Source organism: Photobacterium makurazakiensis (assembly GCF_050336715.1).
GTDB classification, from domain to species: Bacteria; Pseudomonadota; Gammaproteobacteria; order Enterobacterales; family Vibrionaceae; genus Photobacterium; species Photobacterium makurazakiensis.
In genome coordinates, this window is the sequence record NZ_JAKJSJ010000020.1 from 66,692 (window position 1) to 91,265 (window position 24,574).

Consider the following 24,574-nt stretch of genomic DNA (forward strand, 5'->3'; position numbering starts at 1 on the left):
ATTTGAACACCCGTATTCGCACTTTATTGCCCGGCATTATCACCGCCGGGCTGATCATATGCCTCGTTATTGCAGCACTCAGCGCATTAGTGGGTGAAGCTCTTGAGCTGAATATACTCACGCTATGGCAAGATAGTTACCTTCGCCATGTCACTCGCTTCACCTTTATCCAAGCTTTACTGTCGACCTTGCTAAGTGTACTGCCTGCCATTCCAACGGCTTACGCACTGTCACGCAGGCAGTTCCCGGGAAAGGCTTTGCTGCTGAGGTTGTTTGCGATGACCTTGGTACTGCCTGTTTTAGTCGCTGTTTTTGGCTTACTCGCCATTTACGGTAAAAGCGGCTTAATAAACCAATACCTCCAAGCTGTGGGCTGGCAAGGCTCACTGTCGATTTATGGCCTCAATGGTATCTTGCTCGCGCATGTTTTTCTGAACCTACCGCTCGCCGCTCGCTTGTTATTACAGAGCCTTGAAGGCATCCCTTTTGAGCAACACCAATTAGCCACCCATCTTGGACTATCAAGCTGGCAGAAATTCAAGCTGGTCGCATGGCCTCGTTTACGTCAACAACTACCCCATGTGGTTGGTCTGATCTTCATGCTCTGCTTTACCAGCTTTGCCGTGATCATGTCTCTAGGAGGCGGTCCAAAAGCAACCACCATTGAGCTCGCGATTTATCAAGCATTACGTTATGACTTTGATTTAGCCGGCGGTGCAATGTTAGCCCTGTGGCAAATGCTGCTTTGCTGTAGCTTGGTATTATTTAGCCAGCGTTTTACGAAACCGCTGCCTACATCCAATCAATCCGTCGCGAAAACCCTCCCAAGCCGTTTTGATAGCAATAGGTCAAAGCTCTGGGACTGTGCCTGGATTGGCTTGTCGATGCTGTTGGTTTTACCGCCTCTTATTGCCGTATTCATCGCGGGAATAAACAATCAAACCATCGCCCTATTAACCACGCCCAGCCTATGGCAAGCCGTGATGAATTCACTTCAAATCGCCCTCTTGTCATGTGCCTTAGCATTAACCGGAGGCATCGCCATTTTACTGACCAGCCGTCAGTGGCGGCTGCAATTTAAGAAATGGCGGGCAGATGGCATTGAGCTTATTGGCACCATGATTTTAGTCACGCCCGGCTTAGTGCTCAGCACCGGAATTTTCTTACTGCTACGCCAGTATACCGATGCCTTTGCAGCGGCTTTTTGGGTTGTAGTTGCCGTTAATGCCCTCATGGCGCTGCCGTATGTACTCAAGACGCTAAGTCAGCCGATGCTCCATGTCGCTCAGCAATATGAACCGCTATGCCAAAGCCTTGGCATGTCTGGCTTTGCTCGTCTAAAACTGGTTGAATGGCGGGCCTTGAAAGCCCCTATCGCCCAAGCTCTGGCTATTGGCTTTGTTCTATCATTAGGCGATCTCAGTGCCATCGCACTCTTTGGCAGTAATGACTTTCAAACCTTGCCGCTGTACTTATTTCAATTACTGGGCAGCTACCAAATGGATGCCGCAGCCGTTGCTGCACTGATCTTGCTAACCCTGAGTTTGGGGCTGTTTAGCCTCGTAGAAAAAATGATCATTCGGACCTCGTCATGCTAACAATTCAGCAATTAAGCCATCGCTATCGACACCCTACCCATCAGGATAAATCAACCACACTGTGTTTCGATCTGAATGTTGAACAAGGGGAGATTGTTGCTTTGCTTGGGCCAAGTGGCGCAGGAAAAAGTACGTTATTGGCTATGATTGCGGGCTTTTTATCGCCTGATAGTGGCCAGTTAATCATTAACGGCAAGCTCATTGAACATCAGCATCCAGCCCAAAGGCCGCTGTCGATTTTATTTCAAGAACATAATTTATTTCCCCACTTGAGCGTATTTGAAAATATCGGCCTTGGATTACATCCAGGATTAAAGTTAACGAACAGTGAAAAAGAAAGCATCGTGGTGACGGCCGCCAAGGTGGGGATTCAAAGTTATCTCGACCGCCTGCCAGAGCAGCTGTCTGGAGGCCAACGCCAACGGGTCGCGCTGGCCCGTTGCTTGATCCGCCAACGTCCAGTGCTTTTATTGGATGAGCCCTTCTCAGCCCTAGATCCTGCCCTGCGTAAAGAAATGCTCGAGCTGGTAAAAAAACTGGCAAAAAAACATGCTACGACCGTACTAATGGTGACCCATAGTCCAGAAGATGCACTGAAGATTGCCGATAAATGCGCCTTTATTGAACAAGGGAAAGTGACCGTTTTTGGTCCGACTAAAGACGTTATCGAATCGCCGAATCATGAAGCACTGATTCGTTACCTCGGACATTAATCTCAATCACGGCTTCATATTAAAAAAGGAGTGATGCTGGTGCACCACTCCTTGTTATGGTTGTAAGTTTCATTCTAAGCTAACAAAAAACTATAGGTTTTCTTCTGCAAATTCAGCCAAACGGCTACGTACAACACCGTTAAGGTAAATGTTGGCGCTACCCTCGAAGTTTTTGAATCGCTCGACGATATAGGTCAAGCCCGAGGTGACGGGAGAAAGGTAACTGGAATCAATCTGCGCTAAGTTACCGGAACAGACAAGCTTGGTGCCTTCCCCACAGCGGGTAATAATGGTTTTGATCTGTGAGGCGGTTAAATTTTGACATTCGTCCAATAGAACAAATGCATTCTGGATAGAGCGACCACGCATAAAGTTAATCGATTTGAACTGGATGTTGGCTTTATCGTAAATGTATTTCATCGAACCATCGGTACACACATCATTCTGATGCAATGCTTCCATGGTATCGGTCACGGCAGCGAGCCATGGCATCATTTTTTCTTCTTCGGTGCCCGGTAGATAACCGATCGACTCTGCTATCTCTGGGGTATTTCGGGTGACGATAATTTTATCATACATCCCTTTTTCGATAACTTGCTCAAGCGCTGTCGCCATCGCAAGAATGGTTTTACCGCAACCAGCAGGACCCGTTAGGATCACTAGGTCAATACTCGGATCCATCATGGCATCAATCGCCATGCCTTGATAAATATTTTTCGGATGGATCCCCCACGCTTGGCGATGCATGAGTCGCTCATGGCCGATGTCTTTCAGGGTTAATGTCTCCCCCTTAATCGCTTGTACTCGCCCAGCAAAATCAGACTCTTCATCGATTAAGTACTGATTAACAAAAGGCGTTTCAAATAATTCCGCAGGTAAGGTATGCAGCGTTGAACGACCTCGACTTTCCGAATGGCATTCGGCCACCCTCTCCCAGAAATTTCCCGGATATTTATGGAAACCTTTGGTTAGTAGTTTCACATCATCAATAAGCTGATCTGAGCGGTAGTCATCAACATAACAAACCCCAGCCCCTTTTGCTCGCAAGCGCATGTTGATGTCTTTGGTAATGAGCACCACTTCACGGGGAGCGTAATGTGCCTGTAGGTAAAGCACGCCGTTTAAAATCCGGTTATCACCGGCTTTATCAGTAAAAGCGTGCACAGTTTCAGTGACTTCGTAATCGGCAAAGATCGCAATCGTGCCTGATTTTCCTCCTTGTTTATGAAATGAAATCCCTTCAGCTATCTGTTCCGGTGTCGCATCATGAAAGATATCTTCTAGGGCGCGGATAGCAACTCGAGCATCACGGGCGACATCGCGCTTACTGTCTTTGATGCGATCAAGCTCTTCAAGCACCGTCATCGGGATCACAACGTCATGCTCATTGAAGGAATAAATAGCGAGGGGTTCATGAAGTAGAATATTGGTGTCTAATACAAAGACTTTCCGTCCTACGTCATCCATAGGTACCTCCTTGGTAATAAGTTAACAGTAAAAATTACTGTTGTTTTTGAAGCATCAGCCAAATCGCTGCTGTTACTATTAAAGACCGGAGATAATTAAATAAATGTGACACTTAGATAATGCGAGTTTCTTGACACTTTAGCCGTGACCTTGCTCACGGCATGCAGTAACATAACTCCCCTTTTTTACCGATGCGAATTCTGGCTTACACTTATATACCGACAACCTTGCAATTAGCAGGAAGTTTTCTTTCTGTTGTACGGTATTACTTTGAGTGTAGTTCAAAAATGCTAGCGCATCGGTTTAGCATTTTCCTTAATATCAAATAATTAGAAGGTTTTAACCACTATGCCATTTGCTTTGGGTCAACGTTGGATCAGTGATACTGAAAGTGACTTAGGTTTGGGTACTGTTGTTGCAGCTGATGCCAGAACCGTATCCCTAATGTTCTCTGCCTGTGAAGAGAACCGCCTGTATGCTCGAAATGACGCTCCCGTGACCCGCGTAATGTTCAATGTCGGTGATGTGGTTGAAAGCCATGAAGGTTGGTCGCTGAAAGTAGAGCGTGTCGACGAAGACGGCGGTGTTTTCACGTATGTGGGTACACGTACTGATACCGAAGAAGAAGATGTCACGTTGCGTGAAATCTTCCTGAGCAACCAAATCCGCTTCAACAAGCCACAAGATAAGCTCTTTGCAGGTCAGATCGACCGGATGGATCGCTTTGCGCTCCGCTACCGAGCACTGAAGAATCAGTATGAACAACATAAAAGCCCGCTGCGTGGCCTTTGTGGCATGCGCGCAGGCCTGATCCCGCATCAGCTCTATATTGCTCATGAGGTTGGTCGTCGCTACGCGCCACGTGTGTTACTGGCCGATGAAGTTGGTTTAGGTAAAACAATCGAAGCCGGTATGATCATCCACCAGCAAGTGCTGTCTGGCCGTGCCGAACGCATTTTGATCCTTGTGCCTGAAACACTTCAGCACCAATGGCTGGTTGAAATGATGCGTCGCTTTAACCTTTATTTTTCCATCTTTGATGAAGAACGCTGTGTTGAGGCTTTTGCTGACTCCGCGAACCCATTCGATACTGCTCAGTATGTACTGTGTTCGCTCGATTTCTTGCGTAAGAGCCGTCGTCGCTTCGAGCAAGCACTCGATGCCGACTGGGACTTAATGGTTGTGGATGAAGCCCACCACCTAGAGTGGAGTGAAGACAAGCCAAGTCGCCAATATCAAGTTGTCGAGCAACTAGCAGAAAAGACCCCAGGGGTACTGCTACTAACGGCAACGCCTGAGCAGCTTGGTCATGAAAGTCACTTTGCCCGTCTACGCTTACTCGATCCCGATCGCTTCTATGACTATGAAGCCTTTGTCGAGGAAGAGCGTCAATATGCCCCCGTTGCTGATGCTGTCTCCCGCCTACTTTCGGGTGAAGCACTGGATGGTAACGCCAAGAATACACTTGTTGAATTGCTGCCAGAACAAGATATCACTCCAATGCTTCACACCATTGAAGCCGCAGACGTTGATACCGAGCAGCAAGAAAACATTCGCCATGAGTTGATCGATAACCTTATGGATCGCCATGGTACAGGTCGCGTATTGTTCCGTAATACTCGTTCAGCAATCAAAGGTTTTCCGCAACGCCACCTCAATATGTACCCGCTCGCGCTACCAGCCCAATATCAAACGGCAATGCGTGTCGCTGCGATGATGGGTGGTCAAATGAACGAAGAGCAGAAGGCTGTTAAGCTGCTCTACCCTGAAGATATTTATCAGGAGTTTGAAGGCGAATCAGCAACGTGGTGGAACTTTGATCCACGTGTTAACTGGTTGCTAGACATGCTAAAAGCCAATCGCCAAGAAAAAGTCTTGGTCATTTGTTCGCGTGCCCAAACAGCATTAACCCTTGAGCAAGCATTACGTGAACGTGAAGGTATTCGTGCTACCGTGTTCCATGAAGGTATGTCGATTATCGAACGCGATAAAGCCGCGGCATACTTTGCTCAAGAAGACGAAGGCGCACAAGTTCTGCTTTGTTCTGAGATTGGTTCGGAAGGACGTAACTTCCAATTTGCCAATCAGTTAGTGATGTTCGATCTGCCCAATAACCCTGATCTTCTGGAACAGCGTATTGGCCGTCTTGATCGTATCGGTCAACAACGTGATATCGAAATTCATGTACCTCATCTGCAAGGTACATCGCAAGCATTGCTAGCGCGTTGGTACAACGAAGGTTTAAATGCCTTTGAAGAAACCTGTCCAACAGGCCGCGCTATCTACGATGCTTTCAGCAGTGATTTGATCACTCTGCTTGCTAGTGATAAGCCTTGCGGTGAAAAGCTTGAACAGCTGATCGAGCAAAGTGCCGTCATGCACCAAACACTGAAGAGTAAACTCGAGCAAGGCCGCGACCGCCTATTGGAAATTCACTCAAACGGTGGTGACAAAGCGCAGCAGCTGGTAGAACAAATCAGTGCCAAAGATGGCGATACCAATTTGGTCACCTTTGCATTGGGCCTATTCGATACCATTGGTCTTAACCAAGATGATAAAGGCGAGAACGCTATTGTCGTTACACCATCGGAACACATGATGGTGGCAAGCTATCCAGGCTTGCCTTATGACGGCTGTACCATCACATTTGAACGTGATACTGCGTTATCACGTGAAGATCTGCACTTTCTCAGCTGGGAGCATCCGATGATCCAAGGTGGCATTGATTTGCTACTGTCAGAAGGTGTCGGAACAACTGCGGTATCTCTGCTTAAAAACAAAGCCTTACCTGCAGGCACGCTACTACTTGAATTAGTGTATGTGGTTGACGCCCAAGCACCGAAACAATCGGGTATTGGTCGTTTCTTACCAAAAACACCGATCCGTATTCTGCTTGATGCCAAAGGCAACAATTTATCGGCCAATGTAGAGTTCGAAGGCTTCAATCGCCAGTTAAGCCCAGTTAACCGCCACCTTGGTAGTAAGTTAGTTAACTCGGTACAAAAAGACATTCATGTCTTAATTGAGCATGCTGAAGAGGCTGTTGCCAAAGAGCTGGTTACCGTTCGCGAAAACGCTCAAGTCGAAATGGAAACTAACCTACGTGCTGAGCTTGCTCGCCTACAGGCACTGAAAGCGGTCAACCCGAATATTCGTGATGACGAGTTAGAGTTGCTGGAAAACCAAATCCAAGAGCTCACAGGCTACATTGCCAAAGCGCAAGTTCAGCTTGATTCATTACGCTTGATTGTTGTTAGCCACGGTTAAATTTATCAATCAATGTAATACTCAAAGCCGCCATTCATATGGCGGCTTTTTAATGCCTGCTAATAACCATATCAGTATGCTCAACACTAGGGGGGACTCACCGTGCTGTGATATTATTCCCGCCCTCGCAACTAGATGATCAGGTCTTTGATGAAACCCTTGCCCGTATTGGATTACCACCCACCAACCGACCCTTGGCTCGATATTTTATACCTCGATGACGATCTCATCGCTATCGATAAGCCATCGGGGTTGCTTTCAAACCCGGGCCGGGACCCAATCCACTATGACAGCGTTTTTAGCCGGGTGATCCGAGATTATCCTGACGCCCAGTTAGTTCACCGACTGGATATGTCCACCTCTGGATTAATGATCCTTGCTTTGCATAAAGAAGCTGAACGCAATCTAAAAATACAATTTCAGGACCGCAAAACTGAAAAGGTTTATTACGCCCGAACCTATGGTGCTGTTGAGCAAGCCTCCGGCACTGTTGATCTTCCACTGATCTGTGATTGGCCCAACCGCCCTAAGCAAAAAGTCTGCTTTGAACATGGCAAGCCATCTGTCACCCACTACCAACGGCTCAGTCATGATGAACAATCGAGCCTTGTTCGTTTAAGGCCAGTAACAGGCCGCTCGCATCAGCTACGAGTCCACCTTTTGGCGCTCGGTCACCCCATTCTTGGCGATCGGTTTTATGCCAACGAAAAAGGGCGCGCCATGGCGGAGCGATTGCAACTGCACGCTGCGGAGTTGTCATTCTTCCACCCAACAACGGGGGAGGCAATGCACCTGTTTGCCCCTTGTGATTTTTACCCTGAAGCGCCGAAGAACACACTGTTAAACCAAGAAAGTTAGCGTTGGTTCAAAAATTCGATACGACATATTGAGGCTAGGTATAGAAGTAAGGTTAACTGATACTATTATCCCTATACCCAGACTCAAATTATGCCGTCACCCGCAACTGAAACCATTGTTTTTCTTGACCGAGACACGATCCCTCCGCATATTCAGCTTTCCGCCCCAAACTTTCCTCACCAATGGATTGATCACCCTGCGACTGAGCCAGAGCAAATTGTTGAACGCTTGGCGAATGCCACGATTGTAATCACCAATAAAGTAGTGCTTGATGCCACCATACTGAGTCAGTTGCCTCAGCTTAAAATGATCGCAATTTCTGCCACCGGCACCAATAATGTGGATCTTAATTATTGCCGAAGTAATGGCATTATTGTCAGTAACATTCAAGGCTACGCGGTAGATTCCGTGCCTGAGCACGCCATTGCGATGATGTTTGCATTACGCCGTAATCTAATGGGCTATCATCGGGATATTCAAAATGGTGTATGGGCAGAAAAAGGGCAATTTTGTTTTTTCACCCACCCTATTGGCGATATTCGAGGTGCGACGCTTGGGATCATCGGCAGTGGTGGTCTTGGTCAAGCAATGGCAAATTTAGGCAAGACACTAGGAATGAACGTCGTATTTGCTGAACGCAAAGGGGCATCGACCTGCCGCGAGGGGTATCACTCGTTTGATGAAGTCATTTCACATGCGGATATAATTAGCCTTCACTGTCCGCTAACAGAACAAACAACGAACCTGATTAGCAAACCAGAACTTGAAAGCATGAAAAACAGCGCATTACTGCTCAATACCGCCCGCGGTGGCCTTATTGATGAACAAGCTTTGGTCGATGCTCTAAAATCAGGCTCTATTGCAGGGGCGGGCATTGATGTATTCACTGCTGAACCAGCCCCACATGACAATCCATTAATTGCCAACGCCAATCTACCCAACTTATTACTAACGCCGCATGTCGCTTGGGGCTCTGACAGCGCCATTCAGGGGCTCGCCGATCGCTTGATTGATAACCTCAACGCCTTTGCCGCGGGAACGCCACAAAACAGGGTATAACCCCTTCTTCTAGAAACTCTAAATCATCGCTAAAAAAACAAAAAACGAGAGCTTTAGCTCTCGTTTTTATTGACAAGCAAACTCGATAAAACGGATTGAGCTTACTTAAACCCTTTTTCCTTACGGATTAAATCATAAGCAGCCTGTAGCTCTTGGGTCTTCTGTTTTGCTAATTCCATCATTTCAGGTGGTAGCCCTTTTGCTGCCAACTTATCGGGATGATGTTCATTCATTTGTTTCCGGTATGCCCGCTTCAGCTCTTGCGCTGTGGCCGTTTCTTTTACACCAAGCACTTCATAGGCATCAGCAAGTTGATCTTGCGTCGGCGCTTGCTGAAAACCGCCTTGCTGGTTGAAACCACCTTGCTGAAAACGAAAGGCTGCTTCTTGCATATGTAGGCGCTGCTCTAATTGGCGCTCTGAGAACCCCAAATACCGCGCAATAACATGCAACAGTTGACGCTCGCTCGGATGCAACGTGCCATCAGCAAAAGCAGCTTGAATTTGCAGCTCAAGGAAAAACTGTAATAAATCCGCTCGACCCGCACAGCCTGTCCGTACTTTGCTCAATGTCTCTTCGAGTGGAAAGCCTTCTTCTTTGCCATCACGAAACGCATTTTGGGCTTGACGACGAGATTCACCATGAAGTCCCATCCTATCCATAATGGCACTCGCGACTCGGATCTCATCTTCTGTTACATGCCCTTTTGCTTTAGCAACATGCCCCATAACCGCAAAGCCTGCATGAAAAAACTCAGCCTGACGCTCGGCATTTGATGCCTGATTTCCACCAAACCCCGCAAAACTTCTTCTTCGGTAAACTATTGATCGTGCTTTATCGAACTTATGCCCCAAAAAGAGACCTAATAACAAACCAAATGGTCCACCGAGAAGGAAACCAAAAAATGCCCCTAAGATTTTGCCCCAAACTTGCATTCGCTACTCTCTGGTAATTTGCTAAATTTAGAAATATTTATAATAAATTAAACCCGATACAATAACGCCAAAAGATGCCGTCGGGTAGAATTTGCATTATGATAGCTGGCATTTCTCGGGAATGCTTGTGAAAACCCGGTCAGCAATAACAAATGCGCTAAAAAAATTTAATACAGGAATGTTTATTTAGATGTCATCAACTTCCCGCAGCTTATTGGCAACCATGATCAGCCTCGCGCTATTCGGCCCGACAATGGCTTATGCAACACCTGCAACCGATGAAGAGGTTAATGACCATTCATCGGTCAAAGATGGCACTGATGAACTAGAAATGGTTCGTGGCGTGTGTATTGCGCCACAGGATATGCCAGCTGACCCAAACAACGAGCCCATTTTTGTTTCAGCGGATCATGCTGAAGCCAAAACAAACCAGAAAGTGACCTACTCTGGCGATGTAGTATTGCAGCAAGGAAATCGCACTGTTGCCGCAGACAACGCCACGCTACGCCAGCCCGAGAACATAGTGACGGCTGAAGGTAATGTTTATTATCATGATGGTACGCTCGAAGTGTACTCAGATCGGATTCAAAATAATTTGGATACCGACGACGCAGAAATGAACAATGCCGTCTACAGCATGACCTGTGAAGCTGGCCGGGGCGAGGCAGAGAGGGTCACAAAAAGTGGTTTGTCTTATTACCGCTTGAAAAACGGCACCTATACCACATGCCCACCGGGTGATAAAAGCTGGCAGTTTTCCGCCTCTAGCATTGAGCGAGAAAACGATTCTCCTTTTGCAGATATGTATAATGCCCGCTTTGAAATTGCCAATGTCCCTGTTTTCTACATGCCATATTTACGCGTGCCTGTCGGAAAAGAGCGCTTAACGGGTTTTCTCTACCCCACCGTAAGCTTCGGCTCTCGTGATGGCTTTGAAATGGAAGCCCCGTTCTATTGGAACATCGCCCCTAACTACGACATGACCATTACGCCAAAGTATATGAGCAATCGTGGCCTACAACTGAACTCTAAGTTCCGATACCTCACCGATCTTGGCAGCGGTAGCTTAGAGGGCGAGTATTTAGGTGATGACAAGCTGGCGACCGAAGAAGATTCACGCTGGGCCTTTAACTGGTCTCACCGCGGCTCTTATCAAGGGCACTGGCTCTTCGAGGTTGACTACAGCAAAGTCAGCGATCCAACATACTTTTCTGATATTAGCTCCGGTATTGGTAATCGAGAAGATAACAACCTACTCCAAACGGGTGAAGTGTCATATCGAGATCTTAATTGGGATTCAACACTCAGGGTGCGTAATTTCCAGCCGTTAACCCTTGGCGTATCCTCGAATTACCGCCTCATGCCGCAGCTAGAGTTTAACTATTATCAAGACGATATCCCTTATGGTTTTGATTTTAAGATGAACAGCCACATCAGCCGCTTTGAAAATGATGACTCAAGCAAGCCATCGGCTGATCGTGTTCACCTTGAGCCAACACTAATGCTGCCCTACGCAACACCATGGTGGTCCATGACGAGCGAAGCCAAACTGATGTATACCTATTACAATCAGGACTTCGATGCGTCATTAAATCCAGAGTTGGAAGAAACAGCGTCACGCACCGTGCCGAGCATTCGTCTCCACAGCGGGCTTTATCTTGAGCGTGATACTTTACTTTGGGGAGAGAGTTATACCCAAAGTTTGGAACCTCAAGTCCAATACCTATACGTGAAAGACGTTGAGCAAGATGATATTTTTGCCGCGTACGATACAACGCTGATGCAGACCGACTACTACGGCCTGTTCCGTGACAAACGCTACTCAAGCGTCGATCGCATCGCTGCTGCCAACCAGTTCACTGTCGGCGCAACCTCGCGCTACTTTGATAATGGCTTCAAGGAACGCTTTAACATCGCGGTAGGACAAATATTCTTCCTCAATGACTCTGGGCGTAACTTAGAAGACGGTGATGAGGTCACGCCGAATTACTCTGCGACCGCTTTTGAGTCTGAGTTCAACTACGATGACTGGTTATTCTTCCATGGCGGATTGCAATATGACGCCAACAAAAAGGATCTCCAGTTCGCCAACGGTGCACTCGAATACCGCGAAGGCGGCCTTTTCAGTCAAATCAACTACCGTTATATCTCTCGAGATTATTTACTAGAAAACGTTCTTGATGAGGATGATTTAGATCGCTACACCGAAGACGGAATTTCTCAACTGGGCTTCTCTACCGGGTTCCCCGTTGCTGATGGCGTTACACTCCGTGGCGATTACTATCATGACCTGACTGAAAACCAAATGCTGGAAGGGCAAATCACCCTGAACTTCCGCACCGCGTGTTGGATGATTAGCCTTGGCTATAACGAGTACCTCAAAACGCGAGGTAACGTGTCTACCAGCGCTGCGGAGTATGAGCAGAACTTTAGTATCTCATTTAGCTTACTCGGCTTAGCGGGTGTGCCTGCGGTTGGTTCGAGCTCCGATGGAAACTCAATTAGCTACGGTCGTCCATTTTATCTAAACAACTAATGTTACTGGTAGCTTGCTGCTAGAACCTTGATTTACTGCGCCTTCGCGCCACATGGAAATATGATATGAAAAATTGGAAGTCTGGCCTGCTTGGCCTTGCTCTATGGGGGCTAACTGCGGGAAGCATTGCCGCTCCACAAGAACTCGATCGCGTTGTCACTATCGTCAATGAAAGTGTGATTTTACAAAGTGACGTCGATGGTATGTTAAAAACAGTTCGCATGAATGCTGATGCTCAAAACCAGCCTTTGCCACCTGAGGAGCTACTCTCAGAGCAAATTATGGAAAAATTGATCATTGAAACGCTGCAAATTCAACAGGCCGAGCAGTTCGGTATTCGTGTTGATGATACACGCCTTGATCAGTCTATTGCTCAGATGGCTGCAGAGCGCCAGGTAACCGTGGCACAACTGCAAAACGATCTCGCTCAATACGGCATCAGCTTCTCGATGTTCCGTGAGCAAATGCGCCGTGACATTACTGCTGAAGAAGTTCGTACAATCCAAGTTCGTCGTCGTATTAATATCTTGCCACAAGAAGTGGAGTTGCTTGCCGAGCAGCTTAATCAACAAGAGCAGCAAAGTGTACGTTATAACCTTAGCCACATTCAGCTTCGTGTTGAAGAAGGGGCTAGTGCCGCAGAACGTGCAAAAGTTGCTGATCAAGCTAAGCAAATTATCAGCGAGCTTCAAGGTGGGGCAGATTTCGCCAATTTAGCTTATAGCTACTCGAAAGGCCCTAAAGCCTTAGAAGGCGGTGAATGGGGATGGATGCGAGAAGAAGAAATGCCAACCATTTTTGCCGACCAAGTAAAATCACACGGTACTGGCGCTATCATTGGTCCATTCCGTAGTGGTGTGGGCTACCACATTCTTAAAATCAACCAAGTTGAAGGCCTCGAAACGGTATCCGTCACTGAAGTCAATGCTCGTCATGTCTTAGTCAATACATCAGTAATTCTGAGCGATGAGGCAGCACAAAGACAATTGATGGAAGCACGACGCGCAATCATTGCGGGCGAACGTAGCTTTGCCGATGTTGCTCAAGCGCTAAGTGCCGACCCTGGCTCAGCAGCCAATGGTGGTGAGCTAGGCTGGCAAACGCCTGATTTATACGTACCGGAATTTAAAGAGAAAGTAGAAACATTACCAAAAGGCACAATCAGCGAACCATTCAAAACCGTTCATGGCTGGCACATTGTGGAAGTGCTTGAACGTCGTGATGTTGACCGCACCGATGCTGCAGTAAAGAACCGTGCTTATCGCATTCTGTTTAGCCGCAAATTCAATGAAGAAGCACAGACTTGGTTACAAGAGCTGCGTGCTGGTGCTTTCATCGAGCAACCGGAAGAAAATAATGACCAAAGTTAATCGTATCGCAATCACTCCAGGAGAGCCTGCAGGGATCGGGCCTGACTTGGTGTTATCATTGGCTCAACAAGACTGGCCACACCAATTAGTCATTTGTGCTAATGCTCAGGTTATGGTAGAACGTGCAGCCACATTGGGTTTGCCCATTGAGGTGATCCAATATGATGCCACATTGCCCGCTCAGCCTCACAAGGCTGGGACGTTAGTGGTCGCAAACCATGATTTAGCGGCTCCAGTCGTTGCTGGTGAGCTAAATGATAAAAATGGTCATTATGTACTACATACTCTGACACAAGCGGCTGAAGGGTGTATGAGCGGTGAATTCGCGGCGGTTGTGACTGGCCCTGTACATAAAGGGGCGATCAACCGAGCCGGTGTTTCATTTAGCGGCCATACCGAATTTTTTGCCCAGCAGTCAGATACGGATCAAGTGGTAATGATGCTGGCAACAGAAGGACTGCGTGTCGCTTTAGTGACCACGCATATTCCTCTAGCCTATGTATCAAAAGCGGTGACCGAGGAACGCTTACAGCAAGTAATTCGAATTTTACATGCTGATCTTGTCAGCAAATTCGGCCTCGCAAACCCTAAAATATATGTGTGTGGGCTTAACCCACACGCTGGTGAAGATGGCTGCTTAGGGACGGAAGAGATTGATGTAATCAATCCGGCTCTAGAGCAACTCCGCCAACAGGAAGGTATGAATTTGATCGGCCCACTGCCGGCAGATACTATTTTCCAAGAAAAATATTTGGCCGATGCCGATACGGTATTGGCTATGTATCACGATCAAGGGCTACCAGTGCTGAAATACAAAGGCTTTGGTAAATCTGTCAACATTACGTTAGGCCTGCCCTTTATCAGAACCTCAGTAGATCATGGTACCGCACTGGAACTCGCCGGTACCGGACAGGCGGACACCGGTAGCCTTTGGACAGCGCTATCGCACGCCCTTGAATTGGTAGAAAAACAAACATGAGCAGCGATCAGGTCCATTTAGGCCACCGTGCGCGTAAGCGCTTTGGTCAGAACTTTTTAAAAGACCCTTATATCATTGACGGCATTGTGTCTTCAATTAACCCTCTTCCAGGTCAAAACTTGGTTGAGATCGGCCCTGGTCTTGGTGCGATCACCGAACCTGTCGGAAAACTGGTTGATAAATTTTCGGTTATCGAATTAGACCGTGATTTGGCTGAGCGCCTACGTAATCATCCAGACCTAGGCAGTAAGCTAACAATTCATGAAGGCGATGCAATGCGCTTCGACTTCACTCAGCTTATTAAGACCAACAATAAGCTACGTATTTTTGGTAACTTGCCATATAACATCTCGACGCCGCTGATGTTCCACCTTTTCTCATTCCATGAGCATATTGAAGATATGCACTTCATGCTGCAGAAAGAAGTGGTGAATCGTTTAGCCGCAGGCCCTGGCAGCAAAGCCTATGGTCGATTGACCGTAATGGCTCAGTACTACTCTCGCGTAATGCCAGTTTTAGAAGTGCCGCCAGAGTCATTTGTACCAGCACCAAAGGTTGACTCAGCAGTTGTACGTATTACACCGTATGAAACCCTACCGCATCCATGTACTAACCTTAAGTGGTTAGATCGTGTCTGTCGTGAAGGCTTCAATCAGCGTCGTAAAACCATTCGTAACTGCTACAAAGCTCTACTCACAACCGAGCAATTAGAAGACCTGGGGATCAACCCTGCTCTTCGCCCTGAAAACCTGACACTAGAGCAGTTTGTGGGGATGGCTAACTGGCTGGATGCCAACCACGTCAATAAATAGGCCCAGCTGTCACATCGCCTAATTTGATAAGCCCGCGCATTAGGCTTTGCCTAATGCGCAGTTTTAGAAAGGATGCAAAACAATGACATCGACTGTGACACCAACGATAAAATGCCGTGTAGTCACTCACTACATTGAAGATCAATCTGAACCTGAAAATCAGCGTTATGTTTTTTCTTATACCATCACCATTGCAAACTTAGGCAGTGGCAATGCCCAACTTATTAGCAGGCACTGGCTTATCACCGATGCTAATGGTAAAAAACTCGTGATTGAAGGTGAAGGCGTGGTTGGCGAGCAACCGCTTATTCCAGCGAAAGAAGAATATACTTACACCAGTGGCACGATCATCGAGACCCCCCTCGGCGTCATGCAAGGACACTATGTCATGGTTAATGAACATGGCGATGAATTCAACGCGGAAATTTCTCCATTTCGCCTTTCTATACCCAACATTCTCCATTAAGGGCACCTATGTCGACTTACCTTGTCGGTGATATTCAAGGCTGTTTTGACGATCTGTGTGAACTACTTGATCAAGCAAACTTTAATTCGCAACAAGATGAACTTTGGCTCGCAGGTGATCTCGTTGCCCGAGGTCCAAAATCACTCGAAACACTCCGCTTTGTTAAAGGGTTAGGCCACCAAGCCACCACGGTACTCGGAAACCATGATCTTCACTTATTAGCTGTCGCCAACGGTATTGCCAAAAGTAAGCCCAAAGACAAAACCCAAGCCATTTTAGATGCCCCAGATCGCGATGAACTCCTTGATTGGCTACGTCATCAGCCTTTATTGGCTGAACACCCAACACATCAACTCGTAATGAGCCATGCTGGCATTAGCCCACAATGGGATCTAGAAACTGCGCATCAACAAGCCCGTGAAGTCGAACAGCTCCTCCAAGGAGAAGACTACCTCTGGCTGCTTAAAAATATGTATGGGAATGGCCCAGACCAATGGTCTTCAGCATTGCAGGGGATCGAGCGTTACCGCTATACCATCAACACCTTTACCCGCATGCGATTTTGTTACCCTGACGGGCAATTAGATATGGGTTGCAAGCTCTCACCAGAGCAAGCTGCTTCAAGTGAGCTCAGGCCTTGGTTTGCCCTTCCTCGTCAACCGATCAACAAGAAAATAATTTTCGGTCACTGGGCCGCTCTGATGGGTTATGAGGATGAACAAGTCATTGGTTTAGACACTGGTTGTGTCTGGGGAAATAGCATGACACTACTTCGCTGGGAAGATGGGGCAAGATTCGAACGCGCCTGCCCGGTTCATGCGTAGATCTGCGTTTATCGCCATTTAAGTATGGCTGTTGGGCAGGCAATACCTGCCCAAAGCGGTCAGTGGCGCTCTAGGATCACAAAACGCATATCATGAGCATTCTTTTCATCTGCACTATACGCTTCGTTGTGAACTTCTTGCCATCCTTCTCCCCAATCAGGGAAGCAAGTATCGCCATCGACATCGAAGTTGATAAACGTTAAGTACAAGCGATCTGACTCAGGCAGACAAACACTATAAATACTTCCTCCGCCAATGATCATAAGCTCTTCGACCTCACCAGCGGCTTTTTTCGCTTCAGCTATATCTGAAACAACCGTTATACCTTCGGCTTTAAATTCAGGATTTCGGCTGATCACAATGTTTAATCGACCAGGTAATGGACGACCAATTGATTCAAATGTTTTGCGCCCCATCACAATTGGCTTACCCAGTGTCGCTTGTTTAAACCAAGCAAAATCTGCGGGTAAATGCCATGGCATGGCATTGTCTTTACCAATCACTCGTCCATTTGCCATTGCAGCGATCATGCTGATCTTCATCTTATCTCCCTCAATTTTTGGTTACACCACTGGTCGGCGACGATAAAACAATAAGCCAGGCATTGCCAGTCCAATTGCTAGCGCAGCCACAACAAATACCGCTTTAAGCACATTCTCGATAAGCAATGCCCACAACTCCGGTGTAAAGCCGCGATGATTAATTTCAACCAAAGCGATCATCGCTTTAAACGCAAAAACACCGGGTACCATCGGGATCATGGCAGCAACCGTAAATACTTTAGGGTGTGCCAAAAAACGATGTGACCAATGTACGCCAATCATGCCGACAAGCGTCGCAGCACACAACGTCGCCCATTCAACCGATAAACCATAGTGCATCAACGTAAAACGGCACCCATGCCCTATAGCACCACCTATTGCGCAATATTTCAGGGCTTTAACAGGTACATTAAATACCAAGGCAAACCCGACGGCAGGAATAGCAGCAAAAAACATATCATCAAGCAATGCGATTAAAAATGCTGAAGTGATCATGACAACCACCCCCATACACCAAGTATATTCATCGCGCCCACTATGCCCATGCTTGTCGCGAGTGTCAGTAAGGTTGCCATTGTCCAACGGGCAATCCCCATATTCACGAACCCTTTGACCATATCAGAAATGGCATTAATTAAAGGAAAACCAGGTACTAACATCAGCACCGAAGAAGCCATCGCCAAAAAGGGAGCCTCGCCAATGTGATAAACCTGACCGAGCCCCGCAATCAACGTTGTGACAAATGCCGTCACTCCAAAATTTAGGAGGGGATTAAAATGGCGATGGGCAATTTCTTGTCGAACAAACATACCAACAGAAGAGGCAGCAAAAGTCAGCAGGAATACTGGCCAATCGCCTCCCGCCAAACGACTAAAAGAAGCACAAGATAATCCAATCATAAAGATAACCAGATAGCGGTTATAGCGCAGAGGCTTAATTTTTTCTAACCGTTGATGCACGCCGTCAATATCTAGCATTCCGCGCTCAGCCATAATGCAAACACGCTGAATTTCAGTCACGACCTGCATATTAATCCCTCGGTCCTGACAACGTCGCGTTGTCGTAATACACCGTCCGTGGCTTAATGTCGTCAGTACCATTGAGCTGGCCGACAATGAAACCTCAACACTCTCGGCACCTAAGGCTAATCCTAACCGCCTAGTGACATCCATCACCAATGTACTCTCTGCTCCATGCTGTAATAGCCGCTGCCCTGCAAGTACAGAAAGTCGAGATATTTCTCTCTGTATCAACTCAGGCAATGGATTATCCTCCGCTTGCATAATTGCACCTATCACTTCAATCGAAATAAACCTCATTAATTATCATACAAATTGAAGCATCGAGGATTGACAAGGCACAAAAAAAGCCGCTATCAAAGCGGCTTTTTATCTGGCGTTATGTGGACTCGCAATTATGGCTTGTAGATGATCTCTACATCATAATCGTCTTCGTCCCAATCATCCCAGTCATCATCGTCATCACTCTTATCAGCTTGCTTAACTTGCTGCTCGTGATAATCATCCCACTTGAACTCGGCTTTTTTATCTTCAGTCTCGTCTTCAACATCGTTATAGACAACAGCGGGCATAGATTCGATTTGAGTCATAAGATCATACGTTAGATCTTTTGTTCCCGTACGATTCAGTGCTGAAATACAGTAATGCTTGTCTTCCCATGCCAATGCATCCAAGATCTCCTCGATCTTCGCCTGGGCTTCTTCTTCTGGCATCAAGTCAGCTTTATTAAAGACAATCCAACGAGGTTTATTCGTCAGCTTGTCACTGTACTGATTTAATTCGTTAATAATCGTAAATGCATTTTCGACCGGATCTGAACCATCAGCTGGTAGTAGATCAATCATGTGAAGTAACACACGACAACGCTCTAGGTGTTTAAGGAAACGAATACCCAGACCTGCACCGTCAGCCGCCCCTTCGATCAGTCCCGGAATGTCCGCAACCACAAAGCTACGATCGCTATCGACACGTACCACACCAAGGCTTGGCACTAATGTTGTAAATGGGTAGTCAGCAACTTTTGGCTTCGCTGCAGAAACAGAACGAATAAACGTCGATTTACCTGCATTCGGTAAACCAAGCATACCAACATCAGCCAGCAACAATAGCTCTAGTCGAAGGTGACGCACTTCGCCTTTCGTACCCATCGATTTTTGACGAGGCGCGCGATTAACGGAAGACTTATAGCGAGTGTTACCCAAACCGTGGAAACCACCTTTCGCAACCATGATCTTCATACCATGCTGCGTCAAGTCTGCAATCACCTCACCCGTTTCTTCATCGATAGCACGGCTACCAACTGGAACGGATAAGACTTTGTCGGCACCACGCTTACCAGTACAATTACCACCGCGACCATTTTCGCCACGTTCAGCGGCATAGAATCGTACAAAGCGATAGTCAATCAGCGTATTAAGGTTTTCATCGGCCAGTAGGTAAACATCACCACCATCACCACCGTCACCACCGTCAGGGCCGCCTTTCGGTACATACTTTTCAGTACGAAAACTAACGGTACCATTACCACCGTCACCAGCATCGGCGCGAATTACCGCTTCATCTACAAACTTCATCTTTTTCTCCGCACTGTGGCGTTAAAATTCTTCACTTGAGTAGCCTTTGCCACTCAGGTGCTATTAACCTATTGTAATACCAAATACCACGCTTAACAGGCTTCCCCTTCAGGGCTGTACTGACGAAGTACTGGTTTTGACCTTAACTCAGCTTCTTGGCCGTATTAGCTTGTGGCCTATGGCGCAGAACATCGCACCACTCACTACCACAATCGCTCCCATATACCCAAAAGTATTCAGTGAAGCAGGCGTAAAATACGCTGGCCAGACAAGGCTCGCGAGGTCAACAAATAAAATAGTAAATAAGGGAGCTAAGGTGATCACAGCACTCACTTGTGAGGCCTGCCACCGTGCCATTGCTTCGGCAAATGCTCCATAACCAACTAGCGTATTCATACAGCAAAATAGCAGCATACCCAATTGGCGTTGATCCATCAGTAGGATCTGATCTGGCTGTGCTAACGGTGTCAGCATCAAAGTACAGATCACATAGATCATCAATAAGATCTGTGGCGAGCTGTAGTGCTTGAGCATCGTTTTTTGAGCGAGCCCATATACTACCCAAACGATAGCAGCTAAAACGGCAAACAACACGCCGGTTGTATAGCCACTGAAGCTAGTAAACAGCTCAGCAAGACGCTCGTTAAAGAACAGCAACAGTCCTGCAAGTAAACACGTTACTCCAATGATCTGATGCCGTCCTAATGTTTCTTTGAACACCCAGACACTCGTCAGCAGCAGCATCACAGGAGCCAACTGCATAATGACCTGCACAACAGGTGGGTTCAAGTACTCCAAAGAGCTATTAAACAACACAAAGTTACCTGCCAGCCCTAGGCTTGCGAGAAATAAAATCGTGCCATTTTTCACACCTAAGGTTTTCACTGACGGCAGCTGCTTCCTAAAAGAAAGCCATAAGCCAAGGCCTACGGATGCAGTAATAAAGCGATACCAAACGATGGTAAACGGATCCATTACTTCAACAGCTTGCTTCATTGCAATTGGTAAGGCTCCCCAGAACACTGCGGTCAGTAATGCCAGCATAATCCCCATAGTGGGGTTGTATTGCGGCATGGTGCCTCCAATAACAAAAAGCCCCGCCAATAGGCAGGGCTTTATAATTCGTTACGAGACTGAATTATTCAGCTTCGATAGATACGAATTTACGGTTTTTAGGACCTTTAACTTCAAACTTCACTTTACCGTCAGATAGAGCGAAAAGAGTATGGTCTTTACCTAGGCCTACGTTGTTACCAGCGTGGAATTTAGTACCACGTTGACGAACGATGATGTTACCTGCTAGTACAGATTCGCCACCGAAACGCTTAACACCAAGACGTTTACTTTCTGAATCGCGGCCGTTGTTAGTAGAACCGCCAGCTTTTTTGTGTGCCATCTTTAAATTCTCCTGTTATTAAGCGCTGATGCCAGTAATTTTGACTTCAGTGAACCACTGACGGTGGCCCGCTTGCTTACGAGAGTGCTTACGACGACGGAACTTAACGATTTTAATTTTATCGCCACGACCGTGTGTAACTACTTCAGCAGTTACTTTGCCGCCAGCTACGAAAGGTGCACCTACAGTTACTTCTTCGCCATTGGCTACTAGAAGTACTGAATCAAATTCAACATTAGCGCCAGTTTCAGCGTCTAATTTTTCTAAGCGTAAGGTCTGGCCTTCGCTTACACGGTGTTGTTTACCACCACTTTGGAAAACAGCGTACATGTCTTACTCCGCTTGTCCGCATAGGCCATTAGCCACATATAAATCGGGCTATGGGTATGCGCTTAATCTTGTCATCAATAGGGCGCGAATGTTACGTGAAAACGGAGCTACTGGCAACCCATTAGACAAAGAAAATTGGTGAAAAGCTGGTCAGTAATAAAAGTCGTTGATTTAAACACAATCGAGATTATGAAGATGGTAGTCTTTTAGTGTAATATTCGATAATTATTTTTAGCAGCAGATTAACAATCTTTAGACTAAACAACCTACTTGTGGTTTAGTTATCAAACGTTTTTACCCAACGCATATTGCTGTTGCATAAGACCGGTTGATAAACACCGTTTGTTGTAAGTGTACTGTCAATTTGCAGACTTAACATTCCGCCGATGTGCGGCAAACTATTTGCTGGATGTACAATGGATTTCAAAGCTATCCAAGCGCTCACTGCCAACGATATGGCAGAGGTCGACGCGAAGATACTGGCTCAACTGAACTCAGATGTAGCCCTCATTAATCAACTAGGCTTCTACATTGTCAGCGGTGGTGGTAAACGCCTTCGTCCAATGCTTGCTGTTCTTGGCGCTCGAGCACTTGGCTATGAGGGCGATAAACACACAACAGCAGCTGCCTTTGTCGAATTTATCCATACCGCCACATTGTTGCATGACGATGTGGTTGATGAATCAGACATGCGCCGTGGCAAAGAAACGGCTAATGCCTTATTTGGCAACGCCGCAAGTGTGCTTGTTGGTGATTATATTTACACCCGTTCATTCCAAATGATGACAAGCCTAAGATCCTTAAGGATCCTTGACATTATGAGCGAAGCAACCAATGTCATTGCCGAAGGTGAAGTGCAGCAATTAATGAACTGCAATGATCCTGATACGACCGAAGACAGCTACATGCAGGTTATCTATTCGAAGACGGCCCGTTTGTTTGAAGCAGCCACTCAGATTTCTGCTATTTTAGCTGAAGCGCCTGCAGATATTGAATCTGCAATGCAAGATTATGGCCGCTACTTAGGCACAGCCTTCCAGCTAATTGACGACGTACTTGACTATAATGCTGATGGTGCTGAAATGGGAAAAAATGTGGGTGACGACCTTGCTGAAGGTAAACCTACACTACCATTATTGCATGCTATGCATCATGGTAATCGCGAGCAAGCATCAATGATCCGAGAAGCTATAGAAAAAGGTAATGGTCTAGATAAGCTTGAGCCTATCCTCGCCTGTATGCGTGAAGTGGGGTCACTAGAATACACTCAACAACGTGCAGAAGAAGAAGCAGAAAAAGCAATTGCCTGCTTGTCGATTCTTGCTGAGAGTGATTACAAATCAGCCCTTGTAGCTCTTGCCCACCTTGCAGTAAACCGCAATAAATAAGCGGACGTAAACTTCCCCCTGATAAAGCCTGCTTTGAGCAGGCTTTTTTGATCTTATACCATTCTCGCTCCGCTCCATAGACTCGTTAAACCAGTTCCCAATCAACTATAGTTAACTCATGGATCCTGATGATCCTTCAAGGAGCGTGCCATGCAAGCAAAAGAGCTAAAGCCCGGAATGAGAGTGGAATGCCAACACGGAATTTCGGAAATCATCGACGTTGATCAAACCCACAATACTGCGATCATAGAAAGCATGGCGGATCATCGTCGTGTAAACATCAACTGCGATGATATTCTCGATCAACCTCAGTTACATACGGGTTGCGATAGCTACTACTAACTTAAGATACCTACACAGACTCACCAAGCAGTACTGACTTGAGGTGAACGCGATCAAAAAAAGCGGCCATAGGCCGCTTTTTTAATGCGCGAGTATTACTAGAGCATTACTTTGCGAATTCTTCGCCCTTCGTGATATCACCATGAAGTGTTTCTAGCATGCTTTCTAAAGCATCTTGCTCGAAGCTGCTTAGCGTGCCGTAGTCCATCACTTCCTCGACACCTTCTTTACCTAGCAAAACTGGTTGAGCGAAGAAGCGAGCGTGTTTGCCATCACCTTCCACATAAGCACACTCAACAACACCACCTTCACCTTGCAGTGCTTTCACTAAAGAAAGACCGAAGCGGCATGCTGCCTGACCCATTGATAGCGTCGCTGAACCGCCGCCCGCTTTAGCTTCAACAACCTCAGTGCCTGCATTTTGAATACGTGGAGTCAATGCTTCGATTTCTTCTGCTGTGAACTCGACACCTTCAACTTGTGAAAGTAGAGGAAGAATTGTCACACCAGAGTGACCACCGATCACAGGTACACGTACCTGATTAGGCGCAACGCCTTTTAGTTCAGCAACAAAAGTTTCTGAACGAATCACATCCAGTGTCGTTACACCGAACAGCTTGCGCTTGTCGTAAACACCTGCTTTTTTCAAAACATCGGCAGCAATTGCCACAGTCGTATTGACAGGATTCGTGATAATACCCACACAAGCTTTAGGACAAACTACCGCGATTTTCTCCGCCAATGATTTTACGATACCAGCATTTACATTGAATAGATCAGCACGATCCATACCTGGTTTACGTGCAACACCGGCAGAAATTAGAACAACATCCGCACCTTCTAGTGCAGGTGTTGGATCTTCACCACCATAACCCTTAATAGAAACAGGAGTTGGGATATGGCTTAAATCAGCAGCAACACCTGGAGTGACTGGCGCGATATCATACAGAGCTAAATCAGACCCTGCAGGCAGGCTGTTTTTTAGCAATAATGCCAACGCCTGACCAATACCACCGGCCGCACCAATTACAGCAACTTTCATGTTCGTTCTCCTTTACGATAGAAGTATATGATTTTCAGACCTAATTATATGAAATCA

General features: G+C 46.7%; 23 protein-coding genes. 13 read left to right on the plus strand and 10 right to left on the minus strand.

Translation table 11 applies throughout. The features are described from left to right. Nucleotides 1-2: 2 nt before the first annotated feature. Complete coding sequence (thiP, locus tag L4D09_RS10215; protein WP_428457400.1) at nucleotides 3-1,598, plus strand: thiamine/thiamine pyrophosphate ABC transporter permease ThiP; 1,596 nt, start codon at nucleotides 3-5, stop codon at nucleotides 1,596-1,598. Then, on the plus strand, nucleotides 1,592-2,311 hold the full coding sequence (gene thiQ / locus L4D09_RS10220) for a thiamine ABC transporter ATP-binding protein (RefSeq protein WP_428457401.1): 720 nt from the start codon (nucleotides 1,592-1,594) through the stop codon (nucleotides 2,309-2,311). Before thiP ends, thiQ begins: the two co-directional genes overlap by 7 nt. A 90-nt stretch (nucleotides 2,312-2,401) precedes the next feature. On the opposite strand, the gene L4D09_RS10225 is transcribed toward thiQ, so the two are convergent. Next, on the minus strand, nucleotides 2,402-3,778 hold the full coding sequence (locus tag L4D09_RS10225; RefSeq protein ID WP_428457402.1) for a PhoH family protein: 1,377 nt from the start codon (nucleotides 3,776-3,778) through the stop codon (nucleotides 2,402-2,404). Between the two features lie 348 nt (nucleotides 3,779-4,126). Between L4D09_RS10225 and rapA the strand changes: the two genes are divergently transcribed. The 3 genes from rapA (at nucleotide 4,127) to L4D09_RS10240 (ending at nucleotide 8,962) form a co-directional block, all read left to right on the plus strand. Beyond that, nucleotides 4,127-7,045 carry an RNA polymerase-associated protein RapA gene (gene rapA, locus L4D09_RS10230; RefSeq protein WP_428457403.1) on the plus strand — a complete coding sequence of 973 codons (2,919 nt, stop codon included), beginning with the start codon at nucleotides 4,127-4,129 and terminating at the stop codon, nucleotides 7,043-7,045. A gap of 150 nt (nucleotides 7,046-7,195) precedes the next feature. Next, nucleotides 7,196-7,903, plus strand: a complete 708-nt coding sequence (rluA, locus tag L4D09_RS10235; RefSeq protein WP_428457404.1) for a bifunctional tRNA pseudouridine(32) synthase/23S rRNA pseudouridine(746) synthase RluA — start codon at nucleotides 7,196-7,198, stop codon at nucleotides 7,901-7,903. Between the two features lie 90 nt (nucleotides 7,904-7,993). Beyond that, a complete protein-coding gene (locus tag L4D09_RS10240) occupies nucleotides 7,994-8,962 on the plus strand; it encodes a D-2-hydroxyacid dehydrogenase (RefSeq protein WP_428457405.1) in 969 nt (322 codons plus the stop codon). Between the two features lie 101 nt (nucleotides 8,963-9,063). Here L4D09_RS10240 and djlA read toward each other — a convergent pair whose 3' ends face one another. After that, nucleotides 9,064-9,897 (minus strand): co-chaperone DjlA, encoded by an 834-nt coding sequence (gene djlA / locus L4D09_RS10245; protein ID WP_428457406.1) that lies wholly within the window; start codon nucleotides 9,895-9,897, stop codon nucleotides 9,064-9,066. Between the two features lie 190 nt (nucleotides 9,898-10,087). Between djlA and lptD the strand changes: the two genes are divergently transcribed. The 6 genes from lptD to apaH all read left to right on the plus strand — a co-directional run bounded on the left by lptD (nucleotide 10,088) and on the right by apaH (nucleotide 16,884). After that, a complete protein-coding gene (lptD, locus tag L4D09_RS10250) occupies nucleotides 10,088-12,433 on the plus strand; it encodes an LPS assembly protein LptD (RefSeq protein ID WP_428457407.1) in 2,346 nt (781 codons plus the stop codon). A gap of 65 nt (nucleotides 12,434-12,498) precedes the next feature. Further along, nucleotides 12,499-13,803 carry a peptidylprolyl isomerase SurA gene (gene surA / locus L4D09_RS10255; protein ID WP_428457408.1) on the plus strand — a complete coding sequence of 435 codons (1,305 nt, stop codon included), beginning with the start codon at nucleotides 12,499-12,501 and terminating at the stop codon, nucleotides 13,801-13,803. Further along, nucleotides 13,790-14,782, plus strand: a complete 993-nt coding sequence (gene pdxA, locus L4D09_RS10260) for a 4-hydroxythreonine-4-phosphate dehydrogenase PdxA (RefSeq protein WP_428457409.1) — start codon at nucleotides 13,790-13,792, stop codon at nucleotides 14,780-14,782. Before surA ends, pdxA begins: the two co-directional genes overlap by 14 nt. Continuing rightward, nucleotides 14,779-15,594: a 16S rRNA (adenine(1518)-N(6)/adenine(1519)-N(6))-dimethyltransferase RsmA gene (gene rsmA / locus L4D09_RS10265; protein WP_428457410.1), complete on the plus strand. Its 816-nt coding sequence runs from the start codon at nucleotides 14,779-14,781 to the stop codon at nucleotides 15,592-15,594. Before pdxA ends, rsmA begins: the two co-directional genes overlap by 4 nt. A gap of 82 nt (nucleotides 15,595-15,676) precedes the next feature. Next, the gene (apaG, locus tag L4D09_RS10270; protein ID WP_428457411.1) at nucleotides 15,677-16,060 is read left to right on the plus strand and encodes a Co2+/Mg2+ efflux protein ApaG; all 384 of its coding nucleotides are present in this window, start codon (nucleotides 15,677-15,679) and stop codon (nucleotides 16,058-16,060) included. An 8-nt stretch (nucleotides 16,061-16,068) separates the two neighbouring features. Further along, complete coding sequence (gene apaH, locus L4D09_RS10275; protein WP_428457412.1) at nucleotides 16,069-16,884, plus strand: bis(5'-nucleosyl)-tetraphosphatase (symmetrical) ApaH; 816 nt, start codon at nucleotides 16,069-16,071, stop codon at nucleotides 16,882-16,884. A 59-nt stretch (nucleotides 16,885-16,943) separates the two neighbouring features. On the opposite strand, the gene folA is transcribed toward apaH, so the two are convergent. From folA to rplU, 7 genes are all read right to left on the minus strand, one after another. Further along, nucleotides 16,944-17,426 carry a type 3 dihydrofolate reductase gene (gene folA, locus L4D09_RS10280; protein ID WP_428457413.1) on the minus strand — a complete coding sequence of 161 codons (483 nt, stop codon included), beginning with the start codon at nucleotides 17,424-17,426 and terminating at the stop codon, nucleotides 16,944-16,946. 21 nt (nucleotides 17,427-17,447) lie between these two features. After that, nucleotides 17,448-17,921, minus strand: coding sequence for a threonine/serine exporter family protein (locus tag L4D09_RS10285; RefSeq protein ID WP_428457414.1), 474 nt, complete (start codon nucleotides 17,919-17,921; stop codon nucleotides 17,448-17,450). Beyond that, complete coding sequence (locus L4D09_RS10290; RefSeq protein ID WP_428457415.1) at nucleotides 17,918-18,709, minus strand: threonine/serine exporter family protein; 792 nt, start codon at nucleotides 18,707-18,709, stop codon at nucleotides 17,918-17,920. The genes L4D09_RS10285 and L4D09_RS10290 overlap by 4 nt, the downstream gene beginning before the upstream one ends. 131 nt (nucleotides 18,710-18,840) lie before the next feature. Beyond that, nucleotides 18,841-20,019 carry an Obg family GTPase CgtA gene (gene cgtA, locus L4D09_RS10295; protein ID WP_428457416.1) on the minus strand — a complete coding sequence of 393 codons (1,179 nt, stop codon included), beginning with the start codon at nucleotides 20,017-20,019 and terminating at the stop codon, nucleotides 18,841-18,843. A 147-nt stretch (nucleotides 20,020-20,166) separates the two neighbouring features. After that, nucleotides 20,167-21,093 carry a DMT family transporter gene (locus L4D09_RS10300; RefSeq protein WP_428457417.1) on the minus strand — a complete coding sequence of 309 codons (927 nt, stop codon included), beginning with the start codon at nucleotides 21,091-21,093 and terminating at the stop codon, nucleotides 20,167-20,169. A 64-nt stretch (nucleotides 21,094-21,157) separates the two neighbouring features. After that, on the minus strand, nucleotides 21,158-21,415 hold the full coding sequence (gene rpmA / locus L4D09_RS10305) for a 50S ribosomal protein L27 (RefSeq protein ID WP_005369901.1): 258 nt from the start codon (nucleotides 21,413-21,415) through the stop codon (nucleotides 21,158-21,160). Between the two features lie 18 nt (nucleotides 21,416-21,433). Then, entirely contained in the window at nucleotides 21,434-21,745 is a 312-nt protein-coding gene (gene rplU / locus L4D09_RS10310; protein WP_428457418.1) for a 50S ribosomal protein L21, read from the minus strand. A gap of 416 nt (nucleotides 21,746-22,161) precedes the next feature. On the opposite strand from rplU, the gene ispB reads away from it, so the two are divergent. Together ispB and L4D09_RS10320 are read left to right on the plus strand one after the other, a co-directional pair. Continuing rightward, nucleotides 22,162-23,133: an octaprenyl diphosphate synthase gene (gene ispB, locus L4D09_RS10315; RefSeq protein ID WP_428457419.1), complete on the plus strand. Its 972-nt coding sequence runs from the start codon at nucleotides 22,162-22,164 to the stop codon at nucleotides 23,131-23,133. Nucleotides 23,134-23,283: 150 nt separating this feature from the next. After that, nucleotides 23,284-23,475 carry a hypothetical protein gene (locus L4D09_RS10320; RefSeq protein WP_428457420.1) on the plus strand — a complete coding sequence of 64 codons (192 nt, stop codon included), beginning with the start codon at nucleotides 23,284-23,286 and terminating at the stop codon, nucleotides 23,473-23,475. Between the two features lie 106 nt (nucleotides 23,476-23,581). Here the strand turns inward: L4D09_RS10320 and mdh are convergent, their stop codons facing one another. Beyond that, nucleotides 23,582-24,517: a malate dehydrogenase gene (gene mdh, locus L4D09_RS10325; protein WP_428457421.1), complete on the minus strand. Its 936-nt coding sequence runs from the start codon at nucleotides 24,515-24,517 to the stop codon at nucleotides 23,582-23,584. Nucleotides 24,518-24,574: the final 57 nt, after the last annotated feature.